This window comes from Methylophilus rhizosphaerae, assembly GCF_900100975.1.
Classification (GTDB): Bacteria; Pseudomonadota; Gammaproteobacteria; order Burkholderiales; family Methylophilaceae; genus Methylophilus; species Methylophilus rhizosphaerae.
Window position 1 is genome coordinate 315,170 of sequence record NZ_FNFX01000004.1, and the last position, 21,812, is coordinate 336,981.

Sequence of the window (21,812 nt, forward strand, 5' to 3'; positions counted from 1 at the left end):
AATCAATTACAAGCAGGCCATATTTGCTTAACATAAAAACTATAAAATGCTTTTAAAACAACAAAGGAGCTCTTACCATGAAAATGAAAACAATGATGGCTGCATTCGGGGTATTATTTTCCGTACATGCACTGGCCGATGTCACCAACGCCGAGAAGCTGGTATACAAATACACCAATATCGCGCACTCTGCCAACCCAGCTTTTAAAGCGCCTTCTATCACTGACGGCAAAATTTTCTTTAACCGCAAATTTAAGACGCCTAGCGGTAAAGAAGCAGCATGTGCTTCCTGCCACACCAATAACCCAGCCAACGTCGGCAAGAACATTGTGACCAACAAGGAAATCCCACCGTTGGCGCCACGGGTTAACACCAAGCGCTTTACTGACCTGGATAAAGTGGAAGAGGAGTTCACCAAACACTGCAACGACATCTTGGGTGCTGATTGCGCAGCTTCAGAAAAAGCCAACTTTATTGCTTATCTGTTAACAGAAACCAAGCCTAGCAACTAATCCATGCTACGGTATGTCTGGGATCCTTTTATCAGGATCTTCCACTGGTCCCTGGTGGCGGCGTTCGGGTACGCATTTTATACCCACGCTTCCATGTGGGACCGACTGCATCATGCCTATGCGGGATATGTAGCCGGCACACTGATTGTCGCGCGTATCGTCTGGGGTATTATTTCAACAGGCTATGCCAACTTCCACAGTTTCCCGTTAAACCCGCTGTGGGCATTCAAGTATTTCTTTAAATTACTCAAGGGCACGGCAAGGCATTATATCGGCCACAATCCCGTCGGGTCACTGGCTATTTATGCCATGCTAGGCTTAGGCCTCATCGCCGTGGGTTCCGGCTGCATTGTCTACAATAATGGCTGGGGCTTTATTGATGATGAGATGAGCAGAGTCATTCATCATTACGTGACCTGGACCTGGTTAGGAGTAGTGGTAGTGCACGTATTGGGTGTGATTTTTGAAAGTTTTATTCATCATGACAACCTGATCTGGGCCATGATTACCGGCTGTAAACGCGTCTGCAGTATCGATGAACGCGTCAATCAGAGAAACACCCCTTTTCCGAGACCAAAAAAAGCCCGCTGATGCGGGTTTTTATTTGCCTATACAGAAGCGGCTGAAAATTTCCCCCAGCAGATCATCTGGCGTGAATTCCCCGGTAATGGATGACAATGCTTCCTGGGCACTACGCAACTCTTCAGCCACCAGTTCGGCGGCATGCATTTGCCTGGCTGCGCTGTCCAGATGTATTTCTACTTGTTCCAATGCCACTAGATGGCGTGCGCGGGCCATAAATACCCCTTCTCCACCAGGCTGATAACCTACAATTTCGAGTAAGGTTTTTTGTAGCAGGGGAATACCATCCCCTACCTTGGCCGATAAAAACACGTGTGTCTCATTTTCACGTTTTTCTATACGCGATGTTTCACGTGAAACATCAATCTTGTTATGTACCCAAATTTTTTGTACTTGTACTGGCAAGCGTTCCAAAATACTGTTTTCGAATGGCCCAATGCCATGTTGACTATCTACAAGCAGCAAAGCCACATGTGCGGTGTCAATGGCTTTCCAGGTTCTAGCGATGCCAACTTGCTCAACTGCATCTTCTGTTTCACGTAATCCGGCAGTATCAATAATGTGCAATGGCACACCTTCAATTTGAATCACGCTTTTAATCGTATCTCGTGTAGTACCAGCAATTGGCGTCACAATGGCTATATCTTCGCCAGACAAGGCATTTAACAAACTGGATTTACCCACATTAGGCTGACCAATCAAGACAACATTCATACCTTCACGTAGCAGGGAGCCCTGTTTGGCTTGTCTGAAAATAGTTTGTAAAGCTGATTGGTTCGATTGAAGTTTTTCCAGCACACGCCCTTGGCTAATAAAATCGATATCTTCTTCCGGGAAATCCAGACAAGCTTCCACATACATGCGCAAATCAATTAATTGCTGCAATAGTGTTTGAATAGCTTGAGAAAACTCACCAGATAAAGATCGTACTGCGCTGCGTGCAGCCTCGACGGTCGCCGCATTGATCAAGTCAGCAACAGCCTCAGCTTGCGCCAAGTCCAGCTTATCATTCAGAAAGGCGCGTTGGGTGAATTCGCCTGCGACCGCATGACGTGCGCCACATTCTATGCAACGCGCCAACAGAATTTGCATGAGTGCAGTACCGCCGTGAGCTTGCAACTCCAGTACATCTTCACCCGTATAGGAATGCGGGTTAGGGAAATAGATGGCGATACCGCGATCTATTAAACTGCCATCTGCCTGATAAAAAGGTAAATACGCGGCATTACGCGGGGCAGGGCAGTGCTTGAGGATTTGCTCAGCGATTTTAGCTGCCAAAGGGCCAGAAACCCGAACAACACCAATGCCGCCTGCCCCTGGAGCGGTGGCAATAGCGGCAATGGTGTCAGTTGTTATATCGCGTGGAAAGTTATTTTCCATGTCCCTTTTTGGCCAAAGCTTCAGCATGAATCATGCGATTAATCGCCCATTGCTGCCAAATGGAAAGAATATTGTTCACCAGCCAGTACAACACCAGGCCAGCCGGGAAGAAGAAGAAGAAAATACTGAATGCAACCGGCATGATCTTCATGACTTTCGCCTGGATAGGGTCAGTAGGTGGTGGATTCAGGAACGTCTGGATAATCATGGTGGCGCCCATCAGGATAGGCAGCACAAAATACGGATCGGTCGCAGACAAGTCATGAATCCAGCCAAAGAAAGGCGCATGACGCAATTGCACCGAACCCAGCAATACCCAGTACAGGGAAATAAATACTGGAATCTGCACCAGGATAGGCAAACAGCCACCCATAGGATTGATTTTCTCGGTACGGTACATCTCCATCATGGCTTGCTGCAGCTTTTGCTTGTCGTCACCAAATTTGTCTTTCAGTGCCTGCATGCGCGGCGCCATTTCACGCAAATGCGCCATATTGCGATAGCCGGAAGCCGACAATTTAAAGAAAGCCGCCTTGATCAGCACGGTCAGCAGGATGATGGCAATACCCCAGTTTTTCACCAGGTCATGAATATGGGTCAGCAACCACATCAAGGGCTTGGCAATCACGGTCAAAATACCATAATCCACCACGTATTCCAGGCCTGGTGCTGCTGCTTCCAGCGCACTCTGTTCCTGCGGGCCGCTGAACAAGCGGGCATCCACAGTTTTGCTTGTACCAGCGGCTATCTCACCCAGCGGCAAGATAGTCCCGATAGAAAAATCATGCTCGCTCAATTTAGTAGTGTAGAACTTACGCTCGGCATTGGATTGCGGAATCCAGGCACTGACAAAATAATGCTGTACCAGGCCAATCCAGCCATCTTTGGCATTGATGGACACATCTTTCTTGGCCATTTCGTCGAATTTGACCTTTTTGTATTTGTCTTCCGCCGTGTAATACGCACCGCCTGTAAAGGTAGGCATCATTTTCGAGCCCTGGTTAGACTGGTTGTCGTGAATGATCTGGTAATAAACGGAAGGCGAAATGGCTTTATCGCTATTGTTCTTAATCTCGTAACGCACATCAATCAGGTATTCGCCACGATGGAAGGTATACACCTTGTCCACGCTGACGCCGTTCGTTTCCGGCGCGGTCAAACGGACTTCCAGCGAATTTTCGCCGTCCTTTAGCGCATAGTTGGTCCCGGTAGCAGTAAACGTCTGGTAATGCGTTGGCAAACCGTCACCCTTGAGGCCGGTCTGCGCAACATACAACTTGTCGGCACTGGCATCACTCATTAGCTCATAAGGGCCGGCATTATCATCTGCCTGATGCTCCAGCAGGGACAACTGGCGCAGATCGCCGCCAACCGTATCAATCACCGCGGCATAACGATCAGTCTTAACCGAAATGCGAGATCCCTGGCCTAGGCTGAAACCACCATTTTCCAGCGGCTTGTCCGCCGGCGTACCCTGTGGCGCAACTGCTTGAGCCACAGGCGTTTCTGGTGCCTGCTTCTGTTGCCAGGCATCCCACAGCAACATAATGGAAAAAGAGAAAATAACGAACAGAATTAAACGGCGAGTATCCATAAGGTTTCGTTTTTAAAAGTCAAGGAAGAGGGTCCACGCCACCAGGATGCCACGGATGACACCGCCCGATACGACTGAGCGCCAGTCTGGAGCCTTTAAGCGCACCATAGCGCCGCAAAGCCTCAATGGCATAGTGGGAACAGGTAGGATGAAAACGGCACTGACGGCCCAGCCAGGGGCTTAATCCCCACTGGTAACACTTTATCAAGGTAATCAGCAATGTTTTCATCAGATAATCAGGACACGGTGGAGGTTTTTTTCAATTTTGCCAGCAATATGGCCAAATCCCGTTGCACTGCCTCGAAATCCGCCTGCTGGAAAGTTTTGCGCACTTGCAGTACCACATCATATCCGTAAGTGATGCTGCCGGGTTGATTTCTCAATAGTTCGCGCAACACGCGTTTCATATAATTGCGCCTGACGGCCAGTTTGGCGACTTTTTTCGATACCACCAAGCCGTATCTATGCCGGTCTTGCTGATTCGGTTTCACGTTGGCCAACAGCCATTCACCGTAAATCCGTTTCCTGAAACTAAAAACGGATGAGAATTCATCCGTTTTTTTAAGCTTGTACAATGTCATGCATTGACTTTAAGCAATGCACTACCTGGATTACAGGCCCAGGCGTTTACGACCTTTGGCGCGACGGGCAGCAATTACTGCACGGCCACCTTTGGTTTTCATGCGTACCAGAAAGCCATGGGTACGTGCGCGACGGGTTTTAGATGGTTGATAGGTACGTTTCATTATTTAGCTCCTGCCCCAACATGGGCAATTTAAAGTCTTGCAATATAAATCTGTGTCGGCCCCTGCATTGGCAGCAGAAATTCGCCGATTTCAAAAACCCTTAATTAAACATGAAATTCACAGAGTATGTCAATGATTTTTTTTATATTTTTATGACGGCGGGCTGTGGATAACTCCAGCCAAAACGTTTAGAATGTACTCAGTTGGTCACAGGCACACACGGCTCTGATCACCTCTCCTGCCACTCTTTCCTGGCAATTATAACGAATAAACGCAAACGTCTCCCATCGCAGCCTCAGGGAGAAGCTTTTTTTGCAGAAACTGAAACACACTGGAGCAATGGAAAACTTTTGGGCGCATTGTCTGCTCAAGTTCGAACAAGAACTTTCAGCACAACAATACAATACTTGGATTAAACCCCTGAAGGCACGCGTGAATAATCAGGCCGTGCAGATTGTCGCGCCTAACAAATTTGTCATGCAATGGGTAAAAAGCAAATTTTTTACCCGCATTGAAACCATTGCGCGTGAACTATCACCCAGCGCAGTCGTGGAACTGATTGTCGACAGTAGCGTACTGCAAACACCATTGCCAGACAGCCACTCCATAAACGGTCAAATCCCGGTTTCTGCGGTAGAAACCGCGCTTGCCAGCCAGCCAGTCAAGCGCATGGATAAACCAGCAGAGAAAAAAGTGCCAGTCAACCGTGCACCGGTCAAGCCTCTCAAAGCCGAGAAAAACAGCGGCCTCAATGACAGCTTTCTGTTTGATAACTATGTTACCGGTCGTGCCAACCAGTTAGCGCGTGCCGCTGCTATCCAGGTCGCCGGCAACCCAGGGCAGGCCTACAATCCGCTGTTTATCTACGGCGGGGTGGGGTTGGGCAAAACCCACTTGCTACAGGCGATCGGTAACGAGCTGAAAAAAACCAAACCAGAAGCCAATATCCGCTACCTGCATGCCGAACGTTATGTTTCAGACGTGGTAAAGGCCTACGAGAACAAGGCATTTGATGAATTCAAGCAGCAATATCATTCGCTGGATTTGCTGCTGATTGACGATATCCAGTTCTTCGCCAAGAAAACCCGCACACAGGAAGAGTTTTTCTATGCGTTTAATACACTGATCGAAGAAAAGAAACAGATCGTCATCACCTGTGATACCTATCCCAAGGAAATCGCGGATATGGATGAACGCCTGCGTACCCGATTCAGCTGGGGCCTGACCGTTGCGGTAGAGCCACCAGAGCTGGAAATGCGTGTTGCTATCTTGCGTAAAAAAGCCGAGACACTGAAAATCAACCTGCATGAAGACGTGGCTTTCTTTGTCGCCAAGCAGATCCGTTCCAGCGTCCGTGAACTGGAAGGCGCACTTAACCGTATCATCGCCATGGCCAACTTTACTGGCCACGCGATTGATGTGCACCTGGCCAAAGATGCCTTGCGTGACCTGATCGCGGTACGTGGCCGCCAGATCACCATAGAGAATATCCAGAAAACCGTCGCTGACTATTACAAAATTAAAGTCAGCGATATGTTCAGTAAAAAGCGTTCGCGCAATGTAGCCAGGCCACGCCAGGTCGCCATGTCGCTAGCACGTGAACTGACCAATCACAGTTTTCCGGAAATTGGCGAGGCTTTTGGCGGACGCCATCACACAACCGTGATGCATGCGTGTGAAGAAATTGAACAATTACGCTTGAATGACCAGACCCTGGCGCGGGATATCGGCCTGTTAACCCAGGTGATCCGTGATTAGAATAGAAAATGAAACAAAAGCTGTGGATAAGTTGCGAATGAGGTGTGTTTAAATATTGCGTATAGACAGGATAAAAACGGTTTACAATATCAGCCACAAATCATGCATGTTTAAACCGCAATTTATTCACAAGTTAAACGGGTAACAACTGATTGAATTTAAAAGGTTTTTTTAGTTACCCACAAAAAATCAGTACATTACTATTAGTCTTATCTTTTATATATTGAAATAAAGTTATTAATTAGGTCAGGCCATGCAAATCAAAATAAGCCGTGAAGTATTGCTTAAACCACTCAACAACGTCACTGGTATTGTTGAACGCAGACATACACTTCCTATTCTTTCCAACTTGCTGGTCAACATCAAACAGCAGGAAATGCATTTGACAGCTACCGATCTGGAAATGCAGATTTCACTCAAAGTGAACGGCGGGATAGAAGGTGAATTGAGCACGACAATTTCAGCCAAGAAATTACTGGATATCTGCCGCTCCTTGCCTGACAGCACCACGATAGAAATGAACAACCAGGATAACCGCATCACGTTAAAAGCAGGTAAGAGCAGATTTAACCTGCAAACTTTGCCGGCAGCGGATTATCCATTAATGAGTAAAGCCAGTGGCCAGAACATCAGTTTCAGCCTGGCACAGTCAGAATTGAAGCGCTTGCTCAAGCAGGTAGAATTCGCCATGGCGCAACAGGATATCCGTTACTACCTGAATGGCCTGCTGATGGAAGTACAGGGCAACCAGTTGCACGTGGTCGGTACCGATGGCCACCGCTTGAGTTATACCAATACCACGCTGAACCAGACATTTGAAAAAAACGAAGTTATCCTGCCACGTAAAACCGTGCTTGAACTGACCAAGCTGCTGGATGAGCAATCCGATTCACCTGTGGTGATTGATTTGCTGAATGGTCAAGTCAGTTTTGAATTTGGCGATATTCAACTTATCAGCAAAGTGATTGACGGTAAATTCCCCGATTACAACCGTGTGATCCCCACCGGTCACCAGAATACGTTTGAAGTGAACCGCCAGGAAATTCTGAGCGCACTGCAACGCGCCTCTATCCTTTCCAACGAAAAATACCGCAGTATTCGCATGGTCATCACCAATGGCCAGCTTAAACTGATCAGTACCAATACCGAGCAGGAAGAAGCCGAAGAAGAACTGGAAATTGATTACAGCAAGATGCCATTGGATATCGGTTTCAATGTCACTTACCTGATTGATGTGCTCAATAACCTCGGCGACGAAAACATCCAGTTTGCGTTTGCCGATGCCAACAGCAGTTGCCTGATTACCACAGCCAGCGATAGCAACTACAAATACGTCGTCATGCCAATGCGCATATAATGCCCAAATAAGTAACCCTGTTTCACGTGAAACAGGGCTTATCTTTTAATCTCACTAAAGAAGCTTTTGTTATGGCACAGCCACAAGAATATAACTCAGACAGTATCAAGATTTTGGAAGGTTTGGACGCGGTTCGTAAACGGCCAGGCATGTATATCGGTGACACGTCAGATGGTTCCGGCTTGCACCACATGGTATTCGAAGTCCTCGATAACGCGATTGATGAAGCGCTGGCAGGGCACTGTGACGATATTAAAGTCATTATCCATCCAGATAATTCCATCAGTATTTCTGATAATGGCCGTGGAATCCCGACCGATATCAAGGAAGACGACAAGCACGAGCCCAAGCGATCGGCTGCCGAAATCGTCATGACCGAACTGCACGCCGGCGGCAAGTTCGACCAGAACTCGTACAAAGTATCTGGCGGCCTGCATGGGGTGGGTGTCTCTGTGGTCAATGCGCTGTCTGACTGGTTGAGATTAAAGATTTACCGCAAGGGCCAGGTGCACCAGATGGAATTCCACAGAGGCGTGCCACAAGCGCCTTTGGCGGTTACTGGCACCACCGACAAAAAGGGTACAGAAGTGCACTTCCTGGCTTCTGTCGATACCTTTACCTTGGTGGAATATCACTTTGAAATCCTGGCCAAGCGTATCCGTGAATTGTCCTTCCTGAACAATGGCGTCAAAATCGAACTGATCGACCAGCGTACCGGCAAGTCTGAAAACTTTGCCTTCAGTGGTGGGGTAAAAGGGTTTGTCGAATATATGAACCGTAGCAAAAGCGTACTGCATCCGAAGGTGTTTTACGCTATCGGTGAAAAAGACGGTATGACGGTAGAAGTGGCCATGCAATGGAACGACAGTTATTCCGAGACCGTGCAATGTTTCACCAATAACATTCCGCAACGTGATGGCGGTACTCATTTGACTGGGCTACGTACTGCCATGACACGTACGTTGAACCAGTATATCGAGCAGAACGAATTCGCCAAAAAAGCCAAGGTAGAAACCACTGGCGACGATATGCGTGAAGGCATTACCTGCGTGCTATCAGTCAAAGTACCAGATCCCAAGTTCTCCTCTCAGACCAAAGATAAACTGGTGTCCAGTGAAGTACAACCTGTTGTGTCTGAAATTGTTGCTGCCAAACTGGCCGAATTTTTGGCTGAAAACCCAAATGATGCCAAAATCGTTTGCGGCAAGATTGTAGAAGCGGCGCGTGCGCGTGAAGCTGCCCGTAAGGCGCGTGAAATCACCCGTCGTAAAGGCGTGATGGATACCATGGGGTTGCCAGGAAAACTGGCGGACTGCCAGGAAAAAGACCCGGCGATGAGCGAACTCTACCTGGTCGAGGGTGACTCTGCGGGCGGTTCTGCCAAACAAGGGCGTGATCGTAAGTTTCAGGCCATTCTGCCGCTCAAAGGTAAAATCCTCAACGTGGAAAAAGCCCGCTTTGACAAGCTGCTGGGCTCCGCTGAAATTGCCACGCTGATTACCGCCATGGGTACCGGCATCGGCAAGGACGACTTCAACCTGGAAAAACTGCGCTACCACCGCATCATTATCATGACTGATGCCGACGTTGATGGTGCCCACATCCGTACACTGCTGCTGACTTTCTTCTATCGCCAGATGCCGGAACTAGTGGAACATGGTCATATCTACATCGCCCAGCCACCGCTGTACAAAGTTAAACAGGGTCGCGATGAGCGTTACCTGAAAGACGAGCACGAGCTGGACGAATATCTGCTCAATTCCGCCCTGCGCGATTCCGTGTTGCTGACCAAAGAAGGCGGCGAAGTGCTCAAGGATGACGCATTGAGCGGCATTGCCAAACAAATGGTGTTGACTGAGGCGGTGATCCGCCGCATTGCCAATCTGTACGATGAAAGCGTCCTGCGCGCCATCCAGGAACTGGGTGATATTGACCTGGGTACCGAAGCTGCTGCCAGGCAGGTAGCCGAAAAACTGCGCCCGATTTTAGGTGCTGTCGGTTCAGAAGTGATCGTTGCACAAGACAGCGAAACCAGCGCATACCGCCTGGAAGTGAACAAATACGTGCACGGTAACCTGCAAAGCTGCGTCATTGACGCCGAGTTTATCAACAGCGGCGATTACCGCCAGATCAACCGCACTTCCCACATGGTGAACAACCTGCTGGGTGAAGGTGCATTGATCAAACGGGGCGAAAAAGAGCAGAAAATCAGCACCTTTAAACAGGCGCTGGACTGGTTGCTGGGCGAAGCCAAGCATAACCTGAATATCCAGCGTTACAAAGGCCTGGGCGAGATGAACCCGGAGCAATTGTGGGAAACCACCATGGATCCAACTGTGCGCCGCCTGCTCAAAGTGCAAATTGAAGATGCCATCGGTGCCGATGAAATCTTCACGACACTGATGGGCGACAACGTGGAACCGCGCCGCGCGTTTATCGAAAGCAATGCGCTCAGTGTCAGTTCACTGGATGTTTAACGGAATCCGTTTTCACCTGAATTAAAAAAGCGCCCTCGGGCGCTTTTTTATTACTCACTTTAAAGCCCAAAGACATGCAAGACTCAAACCCGCGATTCAATCATGCCACGCTGGTCGGTTGTTGCGCCGTGCTGATGTGGAGCGTCACTGTAGGCTTATTCAGGAGTGTGGCTGAAATTTTTGGCTCGATAGCGGGTGCCGCCATGATTTTTAGCGTTGCCGGGTTATTTGCCAATAGAATTATCGGCGCGCCTAGGCTCAAAACGTTCCCCAGGTATGGGTAGGTGGTGGCCTATTCGTGCTGGAACTACAGCATTCAACACGGCAATTTGGCATTGCTGGCAACGATGTCGTATTTCACCCCGCTATTATCGGTGTTACTGACCAGCCTGTGGTTAGGTGTCGCACCAGGCGCCGGGTTTATGTACGGCGTGGGTTTGGTCACCTTGGGCTCATTACTCATTGGCCGGGCCAGCCAGTAGTTCATGGTGACGACCCGGTAAACTGCCTGATTAACTGGCAAAGCGTGTCAAAAGCTGGGTGCTGCTGGTTGCTCAAATTAAAAGCGCTATCTTGCAGTCTTTGTACTTGTACCGGTACGCCCGCGAGCAGCAGTTTCGTAGCATAGGTTTCGGCTTCATCCCTGAGCGGGTTGCTGTCACTGCTGATGATCATCGCGGGGACCAGTCCGCCCAGCCGACAGGAATTCACTGGTGACACATACGGGTGCAAGGCATTACTCGCCACCTGCGTATAATCTGCCCAGGCCCGGCGGCACGGGCTATCTGCCACGGCGGCCAGTGACTTTGAGGTTTGTAGCGCGTCCAGCATGGGGTTGATCAGTATTTGGCCCTGAAGCGTGTTGCGGCAATTCAGGCCACGGTCGCGGAACAACATGGACACTACCGCAGCCAGGTTACCGCCAGCTTGCTCCCCGCCAACAAATATCCTTTTGGCATCTGCACCTATTGTTTTTGCGTGCGCACACACCCACGCCAGCGCTTGGTAGGCGACCTCTATGGTGTCAGGAAACTGCATGGCAGGCGCCAAGGGATAAGCCACACACACCACTACCATGTATTCAGAGAGTGCATGGGCCAAGTCATATGCTGTTTCAATACTGCCACAGTTAAACAAGCCGCCATGAAAATAAATCAGGGCAGCTTGCCTGCTTTTGGCATCGCCTTTGCCAAACACCTGCAAAGTAATTGGTGCGGCACTGGCCGGATATTCAAAGCTTGTGGTCCACATGGTTTAAAGTGTGGGCACCGCCATGCCCAGTTTCACTGCAGGGCGTTCGCCTATGCGCTTCAGCCAGCGTTGCAGCGCCGGTTTAGTGTCAAACGAGCCTTTCAATGCCTCTTTGAAATAGACCGTGGCCGCTTGCACCCATGGGTAACAGGCGATATCGGCGATGGAGTATTCTTCACCTGCCAGGTAAGTATGGTTTGCTAACCGCTCCTCCATCACGCTGAATAACCTTTCAGCCTCTTCGGTAAAGCGTGCGATGGCTAATGGCGATTTTTCCTGGCTACGCACCGCGAAAAAACCGAGTTGGCCCAGCATGGGCCCCAGCGCACTGGTTTGCCAGTGCAACCACTCCAGGGCGTTATAGCGCGCCTGCCCATGCGGTGCCAGAAACTGGCCGTACTTTTCGGCCAGGTAGGTCAAAATAGCGCCACTCTCAAAAATCACGACCGGGTCACGATCTGGTTCGGTATTGATGATGGCCGGAATCTTGTTGTTAGGCGAAATCGCACTGAAATGTGCAGAAAACTGTTCCATCTTGCCCAGATCAACCGGGCTCACCGCATAGTCAAGTCCTAACTCCTCCAGCAGGATGGAGATTTTTCGACCATTTGGTGTGGCCCATGTGTATAAGTTGATCATTTGTTTGCTCTCTAAAATTAACGCAAGCCACCGCCCACCAGCAATTGCTCGCCAGTCAGCCAGTAAGAGTCTTCAGAGGCCAGGAAAGCCGCCACTGACGCAATATCACTCGGCTGGCCAGTGCGCCCCAGCGGCGTTTGTGCCACATAGCCACTCTCCATCTCTGAGCCAATCACGCCAGCGGTTTGTGTGCCCTCAGTGGCGACCAGGCCAGGGTTCAAGGCATTGACGCGAATTTTTCGTGGGCCCAGTTCTTTGGATAATGAGCCTGTGATGGCATCTACCGCGCCTTTAGTGGCGGTGTATACAGCCGCGCCGGGAGGCGTTAAACGGCTGACCACAGAACCAATGTTGATAATGCTGCCGCCTTCAGGCAAATATTTGACCGCGGCCTGGGTTGTCAGCAACAAGCCCAGCACGTTGATATTGAATTGTTTATGGAAGTGTTCAGGAGTGATTTCTTCAATGCTTCCGAATTCATAAATACCAGAGTTGTTCACCAAAATATCCAGCTTGCCAAAGTTACTAATCGCCGCCGCAATAATCGCCTGTGCATCGGCGGCTTCACTCACATTGCCACCCACGGCCACGGCCTTGCCACCCGCGGCTGTAATATCGGCCACCACTTTGTCTGCACCCGCCTTGCTGGACAAATAATTGACGACAACGGCTGCGCCATCACGTGCAAAACGTTTGGCGATTTCAGCACCGATGCCTTTAGATGCACCAGTCACCACGGCCACTTTACCTTCAAGTTTCTTGCTCATAAAAATCTCCTAATTAAAAAATAATGAAGTTGTTTAAATCTGGTGACCACTATAAATAAATAAAAAACACAGATAAATAACCTAAATATGCAATCACTGTGCTAATTTATTGGACAATCAGATTAAAAAGAGAATGTATGGACCGCTTTGACACCATGCTGGCGTTCACAAGGGTAGTAGAGTTGGAAAGTTTTACCAAAGCCGCCATGTCACTCAACTTGCCCAAAACCACCGTCTCGGCCCAGGTGCTGGCGCTGGAAAAACGATTGCGGGTTAAGCTGCTGCACCGCACTACCAGGCGCATCAGCGTCACCACCGATGGCGCCGCCTATTACGAACGCGCCATCAGGTTATTAAACGAGCTGGAAGAAACCGAAGCTGCCCTTAACCAGGCCACGGCCACTGCAAAAGGGCGCTTGCGGGTTGATGTGCCCACGCCCCTGGGCCGGCTGGTGATTATTCCGGCGCTGCCGGAATTTCTGAAACGTTATCCTGAAATCCAGCTCGAAATTGGCTGTGATGACAGGCCAATTGATTTGCTCGAAGAGGGTGTCGATTGCGTGATCCGTGTCGGGCATCCGCTGGATTCCAGCCTGGTAGCGCGGCGTGTAGGCACCATGCAATTCCTGCTGGTGGCTTCGCCAGCCTACCTGCAAACTTACGGCAACCCAGGTCATGCCGATGATCTGCAACGGCATCAGGCCGTGCACTTCTTTTCATCCAAAACCGGCAAAGTACGCAATTTCACGCTTGAGCATGAAGGTGTCACACAAGAGGTAGCCACCATACGCAAGCTGGCGATCAACAATGGCGATGCGATTGTCGCTGCTGCGCTCGCAGGTATAGGCATCTGCCAGTTGCCCACCTTTATGGTACAAAATTATCTGGGCAATGGGCAGTTGGAACAAGTGCTGAGTGACTATCCGGCGGGCAGCCTGCCACTGAATGCGTTATATCCGCAGAACCGGCATCTTTCTTCAAAAGTGCGTGCCTTTATCGAATGGGTTGCCGAGCTATTTGCCGAGTGCCGCTTGCTGCAGAATAGCGACTAATATTAAATAAGAAAGACCGAAAGGAAGATATGGCCCAACTGGAACAGAATTTTGAAAACACCTTGTTCAAGCTTATCCCCCAGACAAAAAATCTGGGCATGAAAATTGACAGGATTGAGGATCATCAGATTACGGTACACGGTGATTATGCCTTGAACAAAAACCATCTCGACATTGTGTTTGGTGGCAGCATTGCAGCGATTTCCATTACCACTGCCTGGTCACTGGTGCAGCATAAAGTAGAGCAGGCCGGGTTAAAAGGCAACCTGGTCATCAAGCGCCAGGAAATTGATTATTTATTACCAGTCAAAACCGATTTCGAATGCAAGGCCAATTTCCAGTCCGCTGATGACTGGGACAACTTTGTGAACACTTACCGCGACAAGGGCAGGGCGAAAATCATCGTCACTGCCCAAATTCTTAGCGAATCTAAAATCACCTCCAAATTTCAGGGTGTGTTTGTGTTGTACCAGTAATCTGCCAACTCATCTGGTGTAGCGTTTGATGATCACGCTGGCATTCACACCACCAAAACCAAAGCCGTTGCTGATCGCATAGTTAATCGGCATTGGCTGCGGTTGGGTTTTAACAAAATTCAGCCCTTCTGCCTGTGCATCGGTTTGCGCCAGGTTTAAGGTAAAAGGTGAAACCTGGTCGCGTACCGCCAATGCAGTAAAAATCGCTTCAATTCCACCCGCTGCACCTAGCAAATGCCCGGTAGAGGATTTGGTCGAGGCAATCGCTACCTGGTTGTCAGCGCCGAATACCGACTTAATCGCCGCAATCTCGCAGGCATCGCCCACCGGGGTAGAGGTGGCATGTGCATTCAGGTGTTGTATGTCAGCAGGTGAAATATCGGCCATCGCAATCGCCGCTTCCATCGCACGTTTGGCACCATCACCATCTTCCGGCCCAGCGGTAATATGGTAAGCATCGGCAGAAGTACCATAACCGACAATTTCAGCAATCGGTGTCGCACCACGTTCCAGCGCATGGCTGAGTTTTTCAATCACCAATACACCTGCGCCTTCGCCCATCACGAAGCCATCCCTTTGGCTATCAAACGGGCGCGAAGCCTGTTCCGGTTGTTCATTAAAACCGGATGAAAGTGCTTTGGCCGCAGCAAAACCGCCCAAACTCACCAAGTCGACGCACGCTTCAGCGCCGCCACAAATGGCAATATCCACTTCATTGGCGCGTATCATGCGCGCCGCATCACCAATCGCCTGCACGCCAGCCGCACAAGCAGTTACCGGTGCGCCCAATGGGCCTTTAAAACCATGGCGGATAGAAATATGCCCCGCAGCCAGATTCACCAAAAATGAAGGCACAGTAAAAGGCGATAGTCGTGAAACACCTTTGTTATCCGTGGTACGCACCGCATTCGCAATGGCCGGGAAGCCGCCAATACCAGAAGCAATCACTGTCGCCGTTCTGGCCTTGGCACGTTCACTATTGGGAAACCACTTCGCCTGCTTGATCGCTTCTTCCGCCGCTACCAATGCAAACTGGATAAACCTATCCATCTTTTTGATTTCCTTAGCAGGAATCACACCCTCGGCATCAAACCCGCCAGCAGCATCTTCAGCCTTATCCGGCACAATGCCAGCGATTTTGGTATTCAGGTAATCAGCGATACTTGCCGGCAGTTTTTTGATACCGGATTGCCCGGCCAGCAAACGTTGCCAGACCAGTTCGACACCACAACCCAAAGGAGAAACCATGCCCATACCAGTAATGACAATTCTTTCCATATCTTCCTCAAGCGTAACTATTTATACTGTCACTTTCGTAACCGAAGTCACTATAGTACAGTAACTTTCAAAATAAAAGTAACTGTAATCACATACATGGATCATTAATGAAAAACAAAAGCCTGGGCGATATGCCATGCCCAATTGCCAGAAGCCTGGAACACGTGGGGGAGTGGTGGAATATATTAATTCTGCGCGAAGCCATGCTGGGCGTTACTCGGTTTGATGACTTTCAAACCAGTTTAGGCATCGCCACAAGCACACTCACCAAACGCCTCAATGCGCTGGTAGAGTCAGGTTTGCTCGAAAAAAATATGTACTGTGAAAAACCGCCAAGGTATGAATATGTGATTACCCAAAAGGGGCTGGATTTCAGGCCAGTGTTGTTGACCATTATGCAGTGGGGGAATAAGTACTATGCTGAAGAAGGGCCTAATGTTTTGTTGATAGATACTGAGACTGGAAAGCCTGTGGAGTTGGGATTGGTGGATAAGAATACGCGGTTGGAGATTACACATATGCAACACAAAACCATAAAAATGATATTGAATAAATGAGGGGATGCTGACATTTAATCCATTCGTCGAGAAAACGATCTCTGAAATCTATCAAACATTAAAAACGGTTTGCAGGCGCTTTTTCAAGATAATACCTGATCCCAATCGTTCCCTTTATAATGCCAAGCAGCTTATGATCTAATGGCTCTAAGACATATTTGAATAGGACTCATCTAATGACAAGTGCACAACAACGTGCTGAATTACAACGCCAAATTTGGCAAATTGCGAATGAGGTTCGTGGTTCTGTCGATGGTTGGGATTTTAAGCAGTATGTATTAGGCACTTTGTTCTATCGATTTATTAGCGAAAACTTTGCCAGTTATATTGAGGGTGGCGATGAAAGCGTGAACTATGCTGAACTTGCAGATGATGTCATTACTCCAGAAATCAAAGATGATGCGATTAAAACCAAAGGCTATTTCATCTACCCCAGCCAATTGTTTGTAAATGTCGCCACTAAAGCCAGTAAGAACCACAATTTAAATACTGATCTAGCCAAAATCTTTTCCGCCATTGAAAGTTCTGCCAATGGCTATCCATCAGAGCTAGACATTAAAGGTTTGTTTGCAGATTTTGATACCACCAGCAATCGCTTAGGCAACTCTGTGCCTGAGAAAAACACCCGTTTAGCTGCTGTTCTAAAAGGCGTGGCGGGCCTAAACCTGGGTAGTTTTGAAGACAGCAAAATTGACCTCTTTGGTGATGCCTATGAATTCCTGATTTCCAATTACGCTGCGAATGCGGGAAAATCGGGCGGCGAGTTTTTTACGCCGCAAAATGTCTCCAAACTCATCGCACAATTAGCGATGCATAAGCAAGACACCGTCAATAAAATTTATGACCCAGCGGCGGGTTCTGGATCGCTGCTTCTGCAAGCAAAAAGACAATTTGATGATCACATCATTGAAGAGGGCTTTTTTGGCCAGGAGATCAACCACACCACTTATAACCTTGCGCGTATGAATATGTTTTTGCACAACATTAACTACGACAAGTTTCATATTGCGCTGGGTGATACTTTACGTAACCCCCAATTTGGTGATCAAAAACCGTTTGATGCCATTGTCTCCAACCCGCCTTATTCAGTTAACTGGATAGGCAGTGATGACCCTACCTTGATTAATGATGAGCGTTTTGCGCCTGCAGGTGTATTAGCGCCCAAATCCAAAGCTGACTTTGCTTTTGTGCTGCATGCGCTGAGTTACTTATCCAGCAAAGGCCGTGCGGCGATTGTATGCTTTCCAGGCATTTTTTACCGTGGCGGTGCCGAGCAAAAAATCCGCAAATATCTGGTAGACAACAACTATGTTGAAACCATTATTTCGCTCGCGCCTAACCTGTTTTACGGTACCTCAATTGCTGTGACTATCCTGGTGCTCTCAAAACACAAAACTGATACCAAAACCCAGTTTATTGATGCCAGTGCATTGTATAAAAAAGAGACCAACAACAATGTGCTCACGGTAGAAGGTGAAAACAACCACATTGAGCAAATCATGAAAGTGTTTGATAGCAAATCAGATATTGACCACTTTGCTCAGTCAGTGGATTACGAAAAAATTGTTGCTAACGAATACAACCTTTCAGTCAGCAGCTATGTAGAAGCCAAAGATACCCGTGAAGTGATTGATATCAACAAGCTGAATGCCGAGATTAGAACCACCGTGGCAAGAATAGACCAGCTACGCGCCAACATTGATGCCATTGTGGCGGAGATACACGGATGAGTTCTCAAGAAATTGAAAGGCTAGCGCATCATTTGCGCAAAGCGTGGCGGGTCGAAGCAATTATCCAACAGTCTGCTGGACATTTACCTTTCGGGCATAAGGTTACAAACCATGGCAAAAGATAAAACTACTTTGTCAGATATTTGCTCATCCGCCGCAGAATATCTGACCTTTATTGCTGCCAGTGGCGAGGGCGATGTGGAAGCAATTTATGCGGATGAAAACGTCTGGCTCAGCCAAAAAATGATGGGGCTTTTGTATGATGTAGAAACATACACCATCAACTATCATCTGCAAAAAGTATTTTCAGATAATGAGCTAGAAGAAAGTGCAGTTATTCGAAATTTTCGAATAACTGCCGGTGATGGTAAAAGTTATGACACCAAGCATTACAACCTCTCGGCCATCATCGCCGTCGGCTACAAGGTCAATTCTGAGCGTGCAGTACAATTTCGCAAGTGGGCAACAGGGATCATTAAAGAATTCACCATCAAAGCGTATGTGATGGACGACGAGCGTCTAAAAAACGACGGCACAATCCTAGGCAAACAATACTTTGAACAACAACTGGCGCGTATTCGTGAAATACGCTTAAGTGAGCGCAAGTTTTATCAAAAAATCACCGACATCTACGCCACCGCCATCAAACGTTTTTTTGCCACCGTGCAAAACAAAGTAATGCAAAATGAGCCCAATCATGGAACGACCTCAAGTGTTTGTGGTTACTTGGCCTAATGCCGAATTTGTGCAAGTGGCACTTGCAAAACTGCTGTGGAGCCGCAGATGAGTAATATTTTGGAGTTGCTTAAAGCCATTGAGGTGGAGTGGGGAGCATTGGGGCAGGTGGTTAAACCTCAACGTGGAAAACGGCTTGTTAAAAGCCAATTACAAGAATCTGGTAATTATGCTGTTTATCAAAATTGCATGACACCACTTGGTTATTATCACGAAAGCAACGTCAAATCTGACACGACTTTTATTATCAGCGCTGGTGCAGCAGGTGACATTGGTTACAGTGATGTAGATTTTTGGGCGGCAGATGATGTCTATTTTTTCTCAACACCAAAGCATATTAAAAGTAAGTTCTTATATTACTTTTTATTAACGCAACAGACCCAGATTTTAGCTCAGGTTCGTCGAGCGAGTATTCCGCGCTTGTCAAAAACAGTAGTTGAGAAAATACTAATTCCTATTCCCTGCCCAGATTCCCCAGAAAAATCGTTAGAAATCCAAACTGAAATTGTCCGAATTTTGGACAATTTCACGGAGCTCACAGCGGAGCTCACAGCGGAGCTCACAGCGGAGCTCACAGCGAGAAAAAAACAATATAACTACTATCGAGACCAGTTATTGAGTTTTGAAAATAGTGAGATTGAGTGGAAGCCCCTAGGACATGAGAGTGTTGGTGAGTTTATTCGCGGTGGAGGTTTGCAAAAGAAAGATTTTACAGACTCAGGTGTTGGCTGTATCCATTATGGTCAAATCTATACGTACTATGGTACTTATGCAGACAAGACTAAAACCTATATTTCACAAGCCTTTTTTGAGAAAGCGCGTAAAGCTAAATCTGGTGATTTAGTGATAGCTACAACAAGCGAAAACGATGAGGATGTATGTAAAGCGGTGGCTTGGCTTGGGACTGAGCAGATCGCAGTCAGTAGTGATGCTTGTATTTACAGACATAAGTTGAATCCAAAATACGTATCTTACTTTTTTCAAACAGAGCATTTTCAGAGGCAAAAAAGACCATTTATTACTGGCACGAAAGTTAGACGTGTTAATGCTGATGATTTGGCTAAAATTCTAATACCCGTTCCATCTCAAGAAGAGCAAGCCAGCATTGTCGATATTTTGGATAAGTTCGATGCCTTAACCAATTCACTCACAGAAGGCTTGCCGCGTGAAATTGTCTTGCGCCACCAACAATATGAGTATTACCGTGAGTTGCTTTTGAGCTTTCCCAAAGCTGAGGAGGTGTCAGTATGACCCCAGTAGAGTTAAATAATTTACTAGAGCAATTGATCGCCACTTGGGAAAACGAGGTGGTGGAGTTTAAGCAAGCAGGCAATGATTACGATACCGATAAAATCGGCGAGTATTTCTCTGCATTAAGCAATGAGGCAAACTTGCGTGGCATGGACCGCGCTTGGCTGGTGTTTGGTATTAATAACAAAACTCGTGGCGTGGTAGGCAGCGATTACCGCATGGAACCCGAACGGCTGAATGGTTTAAAAAATCAGATCGCTCAAGCCACTGAGCCAAGCATTAACATGCGTGAAATTCATGTGCTAAATCATCCAAATGGCCGCGTGGTTTTGTTTGAAATCCCTGCCGCGCCGCGCGGCATTCCCATTGCGTGGAAGGGGCACTACTATGCCCGCGCTGGTGAAAGTCGCACTTCATTGGGCTTGGATAAACTTGATGAAATGCGTCAGCAAACCTTGCAGCAAGACTGGTCTGCTCAAGTAATTGCAGGCGCATCACTCACAGATTTAGATGAGGAGGCGGTTAGACGGGCACGTGAGTCTTTTGCTCAAAAATATGCCAACAGATTTGCCGCTGATGAGGTGATGAATTGGCCGTTAACTGCATTTTTGGATCGCGCACGACTTACTCAAAACGGGCAAATTACGCGTACTGCGGTTTTGTTATTAGGTAAGGCTGAATCTGCTTATTTATTATTGCCACACCCAGCACAGCTGACTTGGAAATTGGAGGGGCAGGAGCGTGCTTATGAACATTTTGGGCCACCTTTTTTACTCAATACAACACGGCTTTATCAGCGTATTCGGAACATCCAGCTTCGTATTTTGCCGCAAGATGAACTGATTCCAGTTGAAGTTTCTAAGTACAACCAGCAAACAGTATTAGAGGCTTTACATAATTGTATTGCCCACCAAGATTACACAAGGAATGGCCGTGTGGTTGTGACTGAGCAACCCGATCAGTTGATTTTTGAAAATGAGGGTAGTTTCTTCGAAGGTCAACCAGATGAGTATATTGAAGGTGATAAAACGCCACGTCGCTATCGTAACCCATTCTTAACTCAGGCCATGGCCGAGTTGAATATGATTGATACCATGGGTTATGGCATTCATTTAATTTATCGCAGCCAAGTGCAGCGTTATTTTCCTTTGCCTGATTATGATCTTAGCCACCCTAGTGAGGTTAAGATGATATTGTATGGTGGTGTAGTTGACCCGGCCTACAGTCGTTTATTGATTCAAAAAACGGATTTGCCATTGGTAGATATATTGGCACTTGATCGCGTGCAGAAAAAATTTCCTATACCAGATGAAGCTGCAGCTCGATTGCGTAGATCAGGGTTAATTGAGGGGCGTAAACCAAACTTTCATGTATCTGCCATGGTTGCCAATGCTACTGCTAGTAAAGCGGATTACATACGCACACGTGCACAGGATGATGAGTTTTATGCGAAGCTGCTAACAGATTACTTGGCAAAGTTTGGTCGTGCAGATCGAACCGAGATTAATAAGTTGCTAATAGCTAAGTTGAGCGAGGCGCTGAGTGATCAGCAAAAACAAGACAAAATAGGAAATTTACTTACAAAATTAAGACGCAACAAACGTATTGTTAATATTGGTACGAGAAGTCAACCAGTGTGGAGGATTGCAGGCTAATTGTGGAAGTAACTT

General features: G+C 47.8%; 23 protein-coding genes. 14 read left to right on the plus strand and 9 right to left on the minus strand.

What is annotated here, in order from left to right; translation table 11 throughout:
• The first annotated feature begins 77 nt into the window (after nt 1–77).
• On the plus strand, nt 78–512 hold the full coding sequence (gene cycA / locus BLP53_RS10995) for a cytochrome c'' (RefSeq protein ID WP_091472210.1): 435 nt from the start codon (nt 78–80) through the stop codon (nt 510–512).
• A gap of 3 nt (nt 513–515) precedes the next feature.
• Complete coding sequence (locus BLP53_RS11000; protein WP_091472211.1) at nt 516–1,103, plus strand: cytochrome b/b6 domain-containing protein; 588 nt, start codon at nt 516–518, stop codon at nt 1,101–1,103.
• Between the two features lie 9 nt (nt 1,104–1,112).
• On the opposite strand, the gene mnmE is transcribed toward BLP53_RS11000, so the two are convergent.
• From mnmE to rpmH, 5 genes are read right to left on the minus strand one after another with little or no spacing between them, the layout of a single operon-like run.
• Nucleotides 1,113–2,501 (minus strand): tRNA uridine-5-carboxymethylaminomethyl(34) synthesis GTPase MnmE, encoded by a 1,389-nt coding sequence (mnmE, locus tag BLP53_RS11005; protein ID WP_091472212.1) that lies wholly within the window; start codon nt 2,499–2,501, stop codon nt 1,113–1,115.
• Nucleotides 2,464–4,068 (minus strand): membrane protein insertase YidC, encoded by a 1,605-nt coding sequence (yidC, locus tag BLP53_RS11010; protein WP_091472213.1) that lies wholly within the window; start codon nt 4,066–4,068, stop codon nt 2,464–2,466. The genes mnmE and yidC overlap by 38 nt, the downstream gene beginning before the upstream one ends.
• Before the next feature lie 19 nt (nt 4,069–4,087).
• Nucleotides 4,088–4,297, minus strand: a complete 210-nt coding sequence (yidD, locus tag BLP53_RS11015; protein WP_091472214.1) for a membrane protein insertion efficiency factor YidD — start codon at nt 4,295–4,297, stop codon at nt 4,088–4,090.
• A 7-nt stretch (nt 4,298–4,304) separates the two neighbouring features.
• Nucleotides 4,305–4,649: a ribonuclease P protein component gene (gene rnpA / locus BLP53_RS11020; protein WP_091472215.1), complete on the minus strand. Its 345-nt coding sequence runs from the start codon at nt 4,647–4,649 to the stop codon at nt 4,305–4,307.
• A 30-nt stretch (nt 4,650–4,679) separates the two neighbouring features.
• Nucleotides 4,680–4,814 carry a 50S ribosomal protein L34 gene (gene rpmH / locus BLP53_RS11025; protein ID WP_018987191.1) on the minus strand — a complete coding sequence of 45 codons (135 nt, stop codon included), beginning with the start codon at nt 4,812–4,814 and terminating at the stop codon, nt 4,680–4,682.
• A 339-nt stretch (nt 4,815–5,153) separates the two neighbouring features.
• On the opposite strand from rpmH, the gene dnaA reads away from it, so the two are divergent.
• The 5 genes from dnaA (at nt 5,154) to BLP53_RS13940 (ending at nt 10,888) form a co-directional block, all read left to right on the plus strand.
• Nucleotides 5,154–6,572, plus strand: coding sequence for a chromosomal replication initiator protein DnaA (gene dnaA / locus BLP53_RS11030; protein ID WP_091472216.1), 1,419 nt, complete (start codon nt 5,154–5,156; stop codon nt 6,570–6,572).
• A gap of 253 nt (nt 6,573–6,825) precedes the next feature.
• Nucleotides 6,826–7,929 (plus strand): DNA polymerase III subunit beta, encoded by a 1,104-nt coding sequence (gene dnaN, locus BLP53_RS11035; protein ID WP_091472217.1) that lies wholly within the window; start codon nt 6,826–6,828, stop codon nt 7,927–7,929.
• 71 nt (nt 7,930–8,000) lie between these two features.
• On the plus strand, nt 8,001–10,406 hold the full coding sequence (gene gyrB, locus BLP53_RS11040) for a DNA topoisomerase (ATP-hydrolyzing) subunit B (protein ID WP_091472218.1): 2,406 nt from the start codon (nt 8,001–8,003) through the stop codon (nt 10,404–10,406).
• A 74-nt stretch (nt 10,407–10,480) separates the two neighbouring features.
• Entirely contained in the window at nt 10,481–10,690 is a 210-nt protein-coding gene (locus BLP53_RS11045) for a hypothetical protein (RefSeq protein ID WP_091472219.1), read from the plus strand.
• A 63-nt stretch (nt 10,691–10,753) separates the two neighbouring features.
• The gene (locus BLP53_RS13940; RefSeq protein WP_483819047.1) at nt 10,754–10,888 is read left to right on the plus strand and encodes a hypothetical protein; all 135 of its coding nucleotides are present in this window, start codon (nt 10,754–10,756) and stop codon (nt 10,886–10,888) included.
• Nucleotide 10,889: 1 nt separating this feature from the next.
• Here BLP53_RS13940 and BLP53_RS11055 read toward each other — a convergent pair whose 3' ends face one another.
• From BLP53_RS11055 to BLP53_RS11065, 3 genes are read right to left on the minus strand one after another with little or no spacing between them, the layout of a single operon-like run.
• On the minus strand, nt 10,890–11,657 hold the full coding sequence (locus BLP53_RS11055) for an alpha/beta hydrolase (RefSeq protein ID WP_091472221.1): 768 nt from the start codon (nt 11,655–11,657) through the stop codon (nt 10,890–10,892).
• A 3-nt stretch (nt 11,658–11,660) separates the two neighbouring features.
• The gene (locus BLP53_RS11060) at nt 11,661–12,296 is read right to left on the minus strand and encodes a glutathione binding-like protein (RefSeq protein ID WP_091472222.1); all 636 of its coding nucleotides are present in this window, start codon (nt 12,294–12,296) and stop codon (nt 11,661–11,663) included.
• 17 nt (nt 12,297–12,313) lie between these two features.
• Nucleotides 12,314–13,063 (minus strand): glucose 1-dehydrogenase, encoded by a 750-nt coding sequence (locus tag BLP53_RS11065; protein ID WP_091472223.1) that lies wholly within the window; start codon nt 13,061–13,063, stop codon nt 12,314–12,316.
• A gap of 137 nt (nt 13,064–13,200) precedes the next feature.
• Here BLP53_RS11065 and BLP53_RS11070 point away from each other — a divergent pair, with 137 nt between their 5' ends.
• Both BLP53_RS11070 and BLP53_RS11075 read left to right on the plus strand, forming a co-directional pair.
• Complete coding sequence (locus tag BLP53_RS11070) at nt 13,201–14,115, plus strand: LysR family transcriptional regulator (RefSeq protein ID WP_091472224.1); 915 nt, start codon at nt 13,201–13,203, stop codon at nt 14,113–14,115.
• A gap of 29 nt (nt 14,116–14,144) precedes the next feature.
• Nucleotides 14,145–14,591, plus strand: a complete 447-nt coding sequence (locus tag BLP53_RS11075) for a YiiD C-terminal domain-containing protein (protein ID WP_091472225.1) — start codon at nt 14,145–14,147, stop codon at nt 14,589–14,591.
• Nucleotides 14,592–14,600: 9 nt separating this feature from the next.
• Here BLP53_RS11075 and fabF read toward each other — a convergent pair whose 3' ends face one another.
• Entirely contained in the window at nt 14,601–15,869 is a 1,269-nt protein-coding gene (fabF, locus tag BLP53_RS11080) for a beta-ketoacyl-ACP synthase II (protein WP_091472226.1), read from the minus strand.
• Between the two features lie 107 nt (nt 15,870–15,976).
• Here fabF and BLP53_RS11085 point away from each other — a divergent pair, with 107 nt between their 5' ends.
• The 5 genes from BLP53_RS11085 (at nt 15,977) to BLP53_RS11105 (ending at nt 21,797) form a co-directional block, all read left to right on the plus strand.
• On the plus strand, nt 15,977–16,426 hold the full coding sequence (locus BLP53_RS11085) for a winged helix-turn-helix transcriptional regulator (RefSeq protein WP_091472227.1): 450 nt from the start codon (nt 15,977–15,979) through the stop codon (nt 16,424–16,426).
• 176 nt (nt 16,427–16,602) lie between these two features.
• Complete coding sequence (locus BLP53_RS11090; RefSeq protein WP_091472228.1) at nt 16,603–18,156, plus strand: type I restriction-modification system subunit M; 1,554 nt, start codon at nt 16,603–16,605, stop codon at nt 18,154–18,156.
• A gap of 111 nt (nt 18,157–18,267) precedes the next feature.
• Nucleotides 18,268–18,891, plus strand: coding sequence for a RhuM family protein (rhuM, locus tag BLP53_RS11095; RefSeq protein WP_218119040.1), 624 nt, complete (start codon nt 18,268–18,270; stop codon nt 18,889–18,891).
• Between the two features lie 48 nt (nt 18,892–18,939).
• A complete protein-coding gene (locus BLP53_RS11100) occupies nt 18,940–20,142 on the plus strand; it encodes a restriction endonuclease subunit S (protein WP_091472229.1) in 1,203 nt (400 codons plus the stop codon).
• On the plus strand, nt 20,139–21,797 hold the full coding sequence (locus BLP53_RS11105) for an RNA-binding domain-containing protein (RefSeq protein ID WP_091472230.1): 1,659 nt from the start codon (nt 20,139–20,141) through the stop codon (nt 21,795–21,797). Before BLP53_RS11100 ends, BLP53_RS11105 begins: the two co-directional genes overlap by 4 nt.
• Nucleotides 21,798–21,812 lie beyond the last annotated feature (15 nt).

What these genes read in the sequence shown, in the direction of transcription:
- BLP53_RS11000 (WP_091472211.1), top strand. Translation starts at nt 516, where the DNA reads ATGCTACGGTATGTCTGGGATCCTTTTATCAGGATCTTCCACTGGTCC.
- BLP53_RS11060 (WP_091472222.1), bottom strand. Translation starts at nt 12,296, where the DNA reads ATGATCAACTTATACACATGGGCCACACCAAATGGTCGAAAAATCTCC.
- rpmH (WP_018987191.1), bottom strand. Translation starts at nt 4,814, where the DNA reads ATGAAACGTACCTATCAACCATCTAAAACCCGTCGCGCACGTACCCAT.
- BLP53_RS11065 (WP_091472223.1), bottom strand. Translation starts at nt 13,063, where the DNA reads ATGAGCAAGAAACTTGAAGGTAAAGTGGCCGTGGTGACTGGTGCATCT.
- BLP53_RS11090 (WP_091472228.1), top strand. Translation starts at nt 16,603, where the DNA reads ATGACAAGTGCACAACAACGTGCTGAATTACAACGCCAAATTTGGCAA.
- BLP53_RS11085 (WP_091472227.1), top strand. Translation starts at nt 15,977, where the DNA reads ATGAAAAACAAAAGCCTGGGCGATATGCCATGCCCAATTGCCAGAAGC.
- dnaA (WP_091472216.1), top strand. Translation starts at nt 5,154, where the DNA reads ATGGAAAACTTTTGGGCGCATTGTCTGCTCAAGTTCGAACAAGAACTT.
- cycA (WP_091472210.1), top strand. Translation starts at nt 78, where the DNA reads ATGAAAATGAAAACAATGATGGCTGCATTCGGGGTATTATTTTCCGTA.
- yidC (WP_091472213.1), bottom strand. Translation starts at nt 4,068, where the DNA reads ATGGATACTCGCCGTTTAATTCTGTTCGTTATTTTCTCTTTTTCCATT.
- BLP53_RS11070 (WP_091472224.1), top strand. Translation starts at nt 13,201, where the DNA reads ATGGACCGCTTTGACACCATGCTGGCGTTCACAAGGGTAGTAGAGTTG.
- BLP53_RS13940 (WP_483819047.1), top strand. Translation starts at nt 10,754, where the DNA reads ATGTCGTATTTCACCCCGCTATTATCGGTGTTACTGACCAGCCTGTGG.
- BLP53_RS11100 (WP_091472229.1), top strand. Translation starts at nt 18,940, where the DNA reads ATGAGTAATATTTTGGAGTTGCTTAAAGCCATTGAGGTGGAGTGGGGA.
- rnpA (WP_091472215.1), bottom strand. Translation starts at nt 4,649, where the DNA reads ATGACATTGTACAAGCTTAAAAAAACGGATGAATTCTCATCCGTTTTT.
- gyrB (WP_091472218.1), top strand. Translation starts at nt 8,001, where the DNA reads ATGGCACAGCCACAAGAATATAACTCAGACAGTATCAAGATTTTGGAA.
- BLP53_RS11045 (WP_091472219.1), top strand. Translation starts at nt 10,481, where the DNA reads ATGCAAGACTCAAACCCGCGATTCAATCATGCCACGCTGGTCGGTTGT.
- BLP53_RS11105 (WP_091472230.1), top strand. Translation starts at nt 20,139, where the DNA reads ATGACCCCAGTAGAGTTAAATAATTTACTAGAGCAATTGATCGCCACT.
- fabF (WP_091472226.1), bottom strand. Translation starts at nt 15,869, where the DNA reads ATGGAAAGAATTGTCATTACTGGTATGGGCATGGTTTCTCCTTTGGGT.
- BLP53_RS11075 (WP_091472225.1), top strand. Translation starts at nt 14,145, where the DNA reads ATGGCCCAACTGGAACAGAATTTTGAAAACACCTTGTTCAAGCTTATC.
- rhuM (WP_218119040.1), top strand. Translation starts at nt 18,268, where the DNA reads ATGGCAAAAGATAAAACTACTTTGTCAGATATTTGCTCATCCGCCGCA.
- mnmE (WP_091472212.1), bottom strand. Translation starts at nt 2,501, where the DNA reads ATGCTGAAGCTTTGGCCAAAAAGGGACATGGAAAATAACTTTCCACGC.
- BLP53_RS11055 (WP_091472221.1), bottom strand. Translation starts at nt 11,657, where the DNA reads ATGTGGACCACAAGCTTTGAATATCCGGCCAGTGCCGCACCAATTACT.
- dnaN (WP_091472217.1), top strand. Translation starts at nt 6,826, where the DNA reads ATGCAAATCAAAATAAGCCGTGAAGTATTGCTTAAACCACTCAACAAC.
- yidD (WP_091472214.1), bottom strand. Translation starts at nt 4,297, where the DNA reads ATGAAAACATTGCTGATTACCTTGATAAAGTGTTACCAGTGGGGATTA.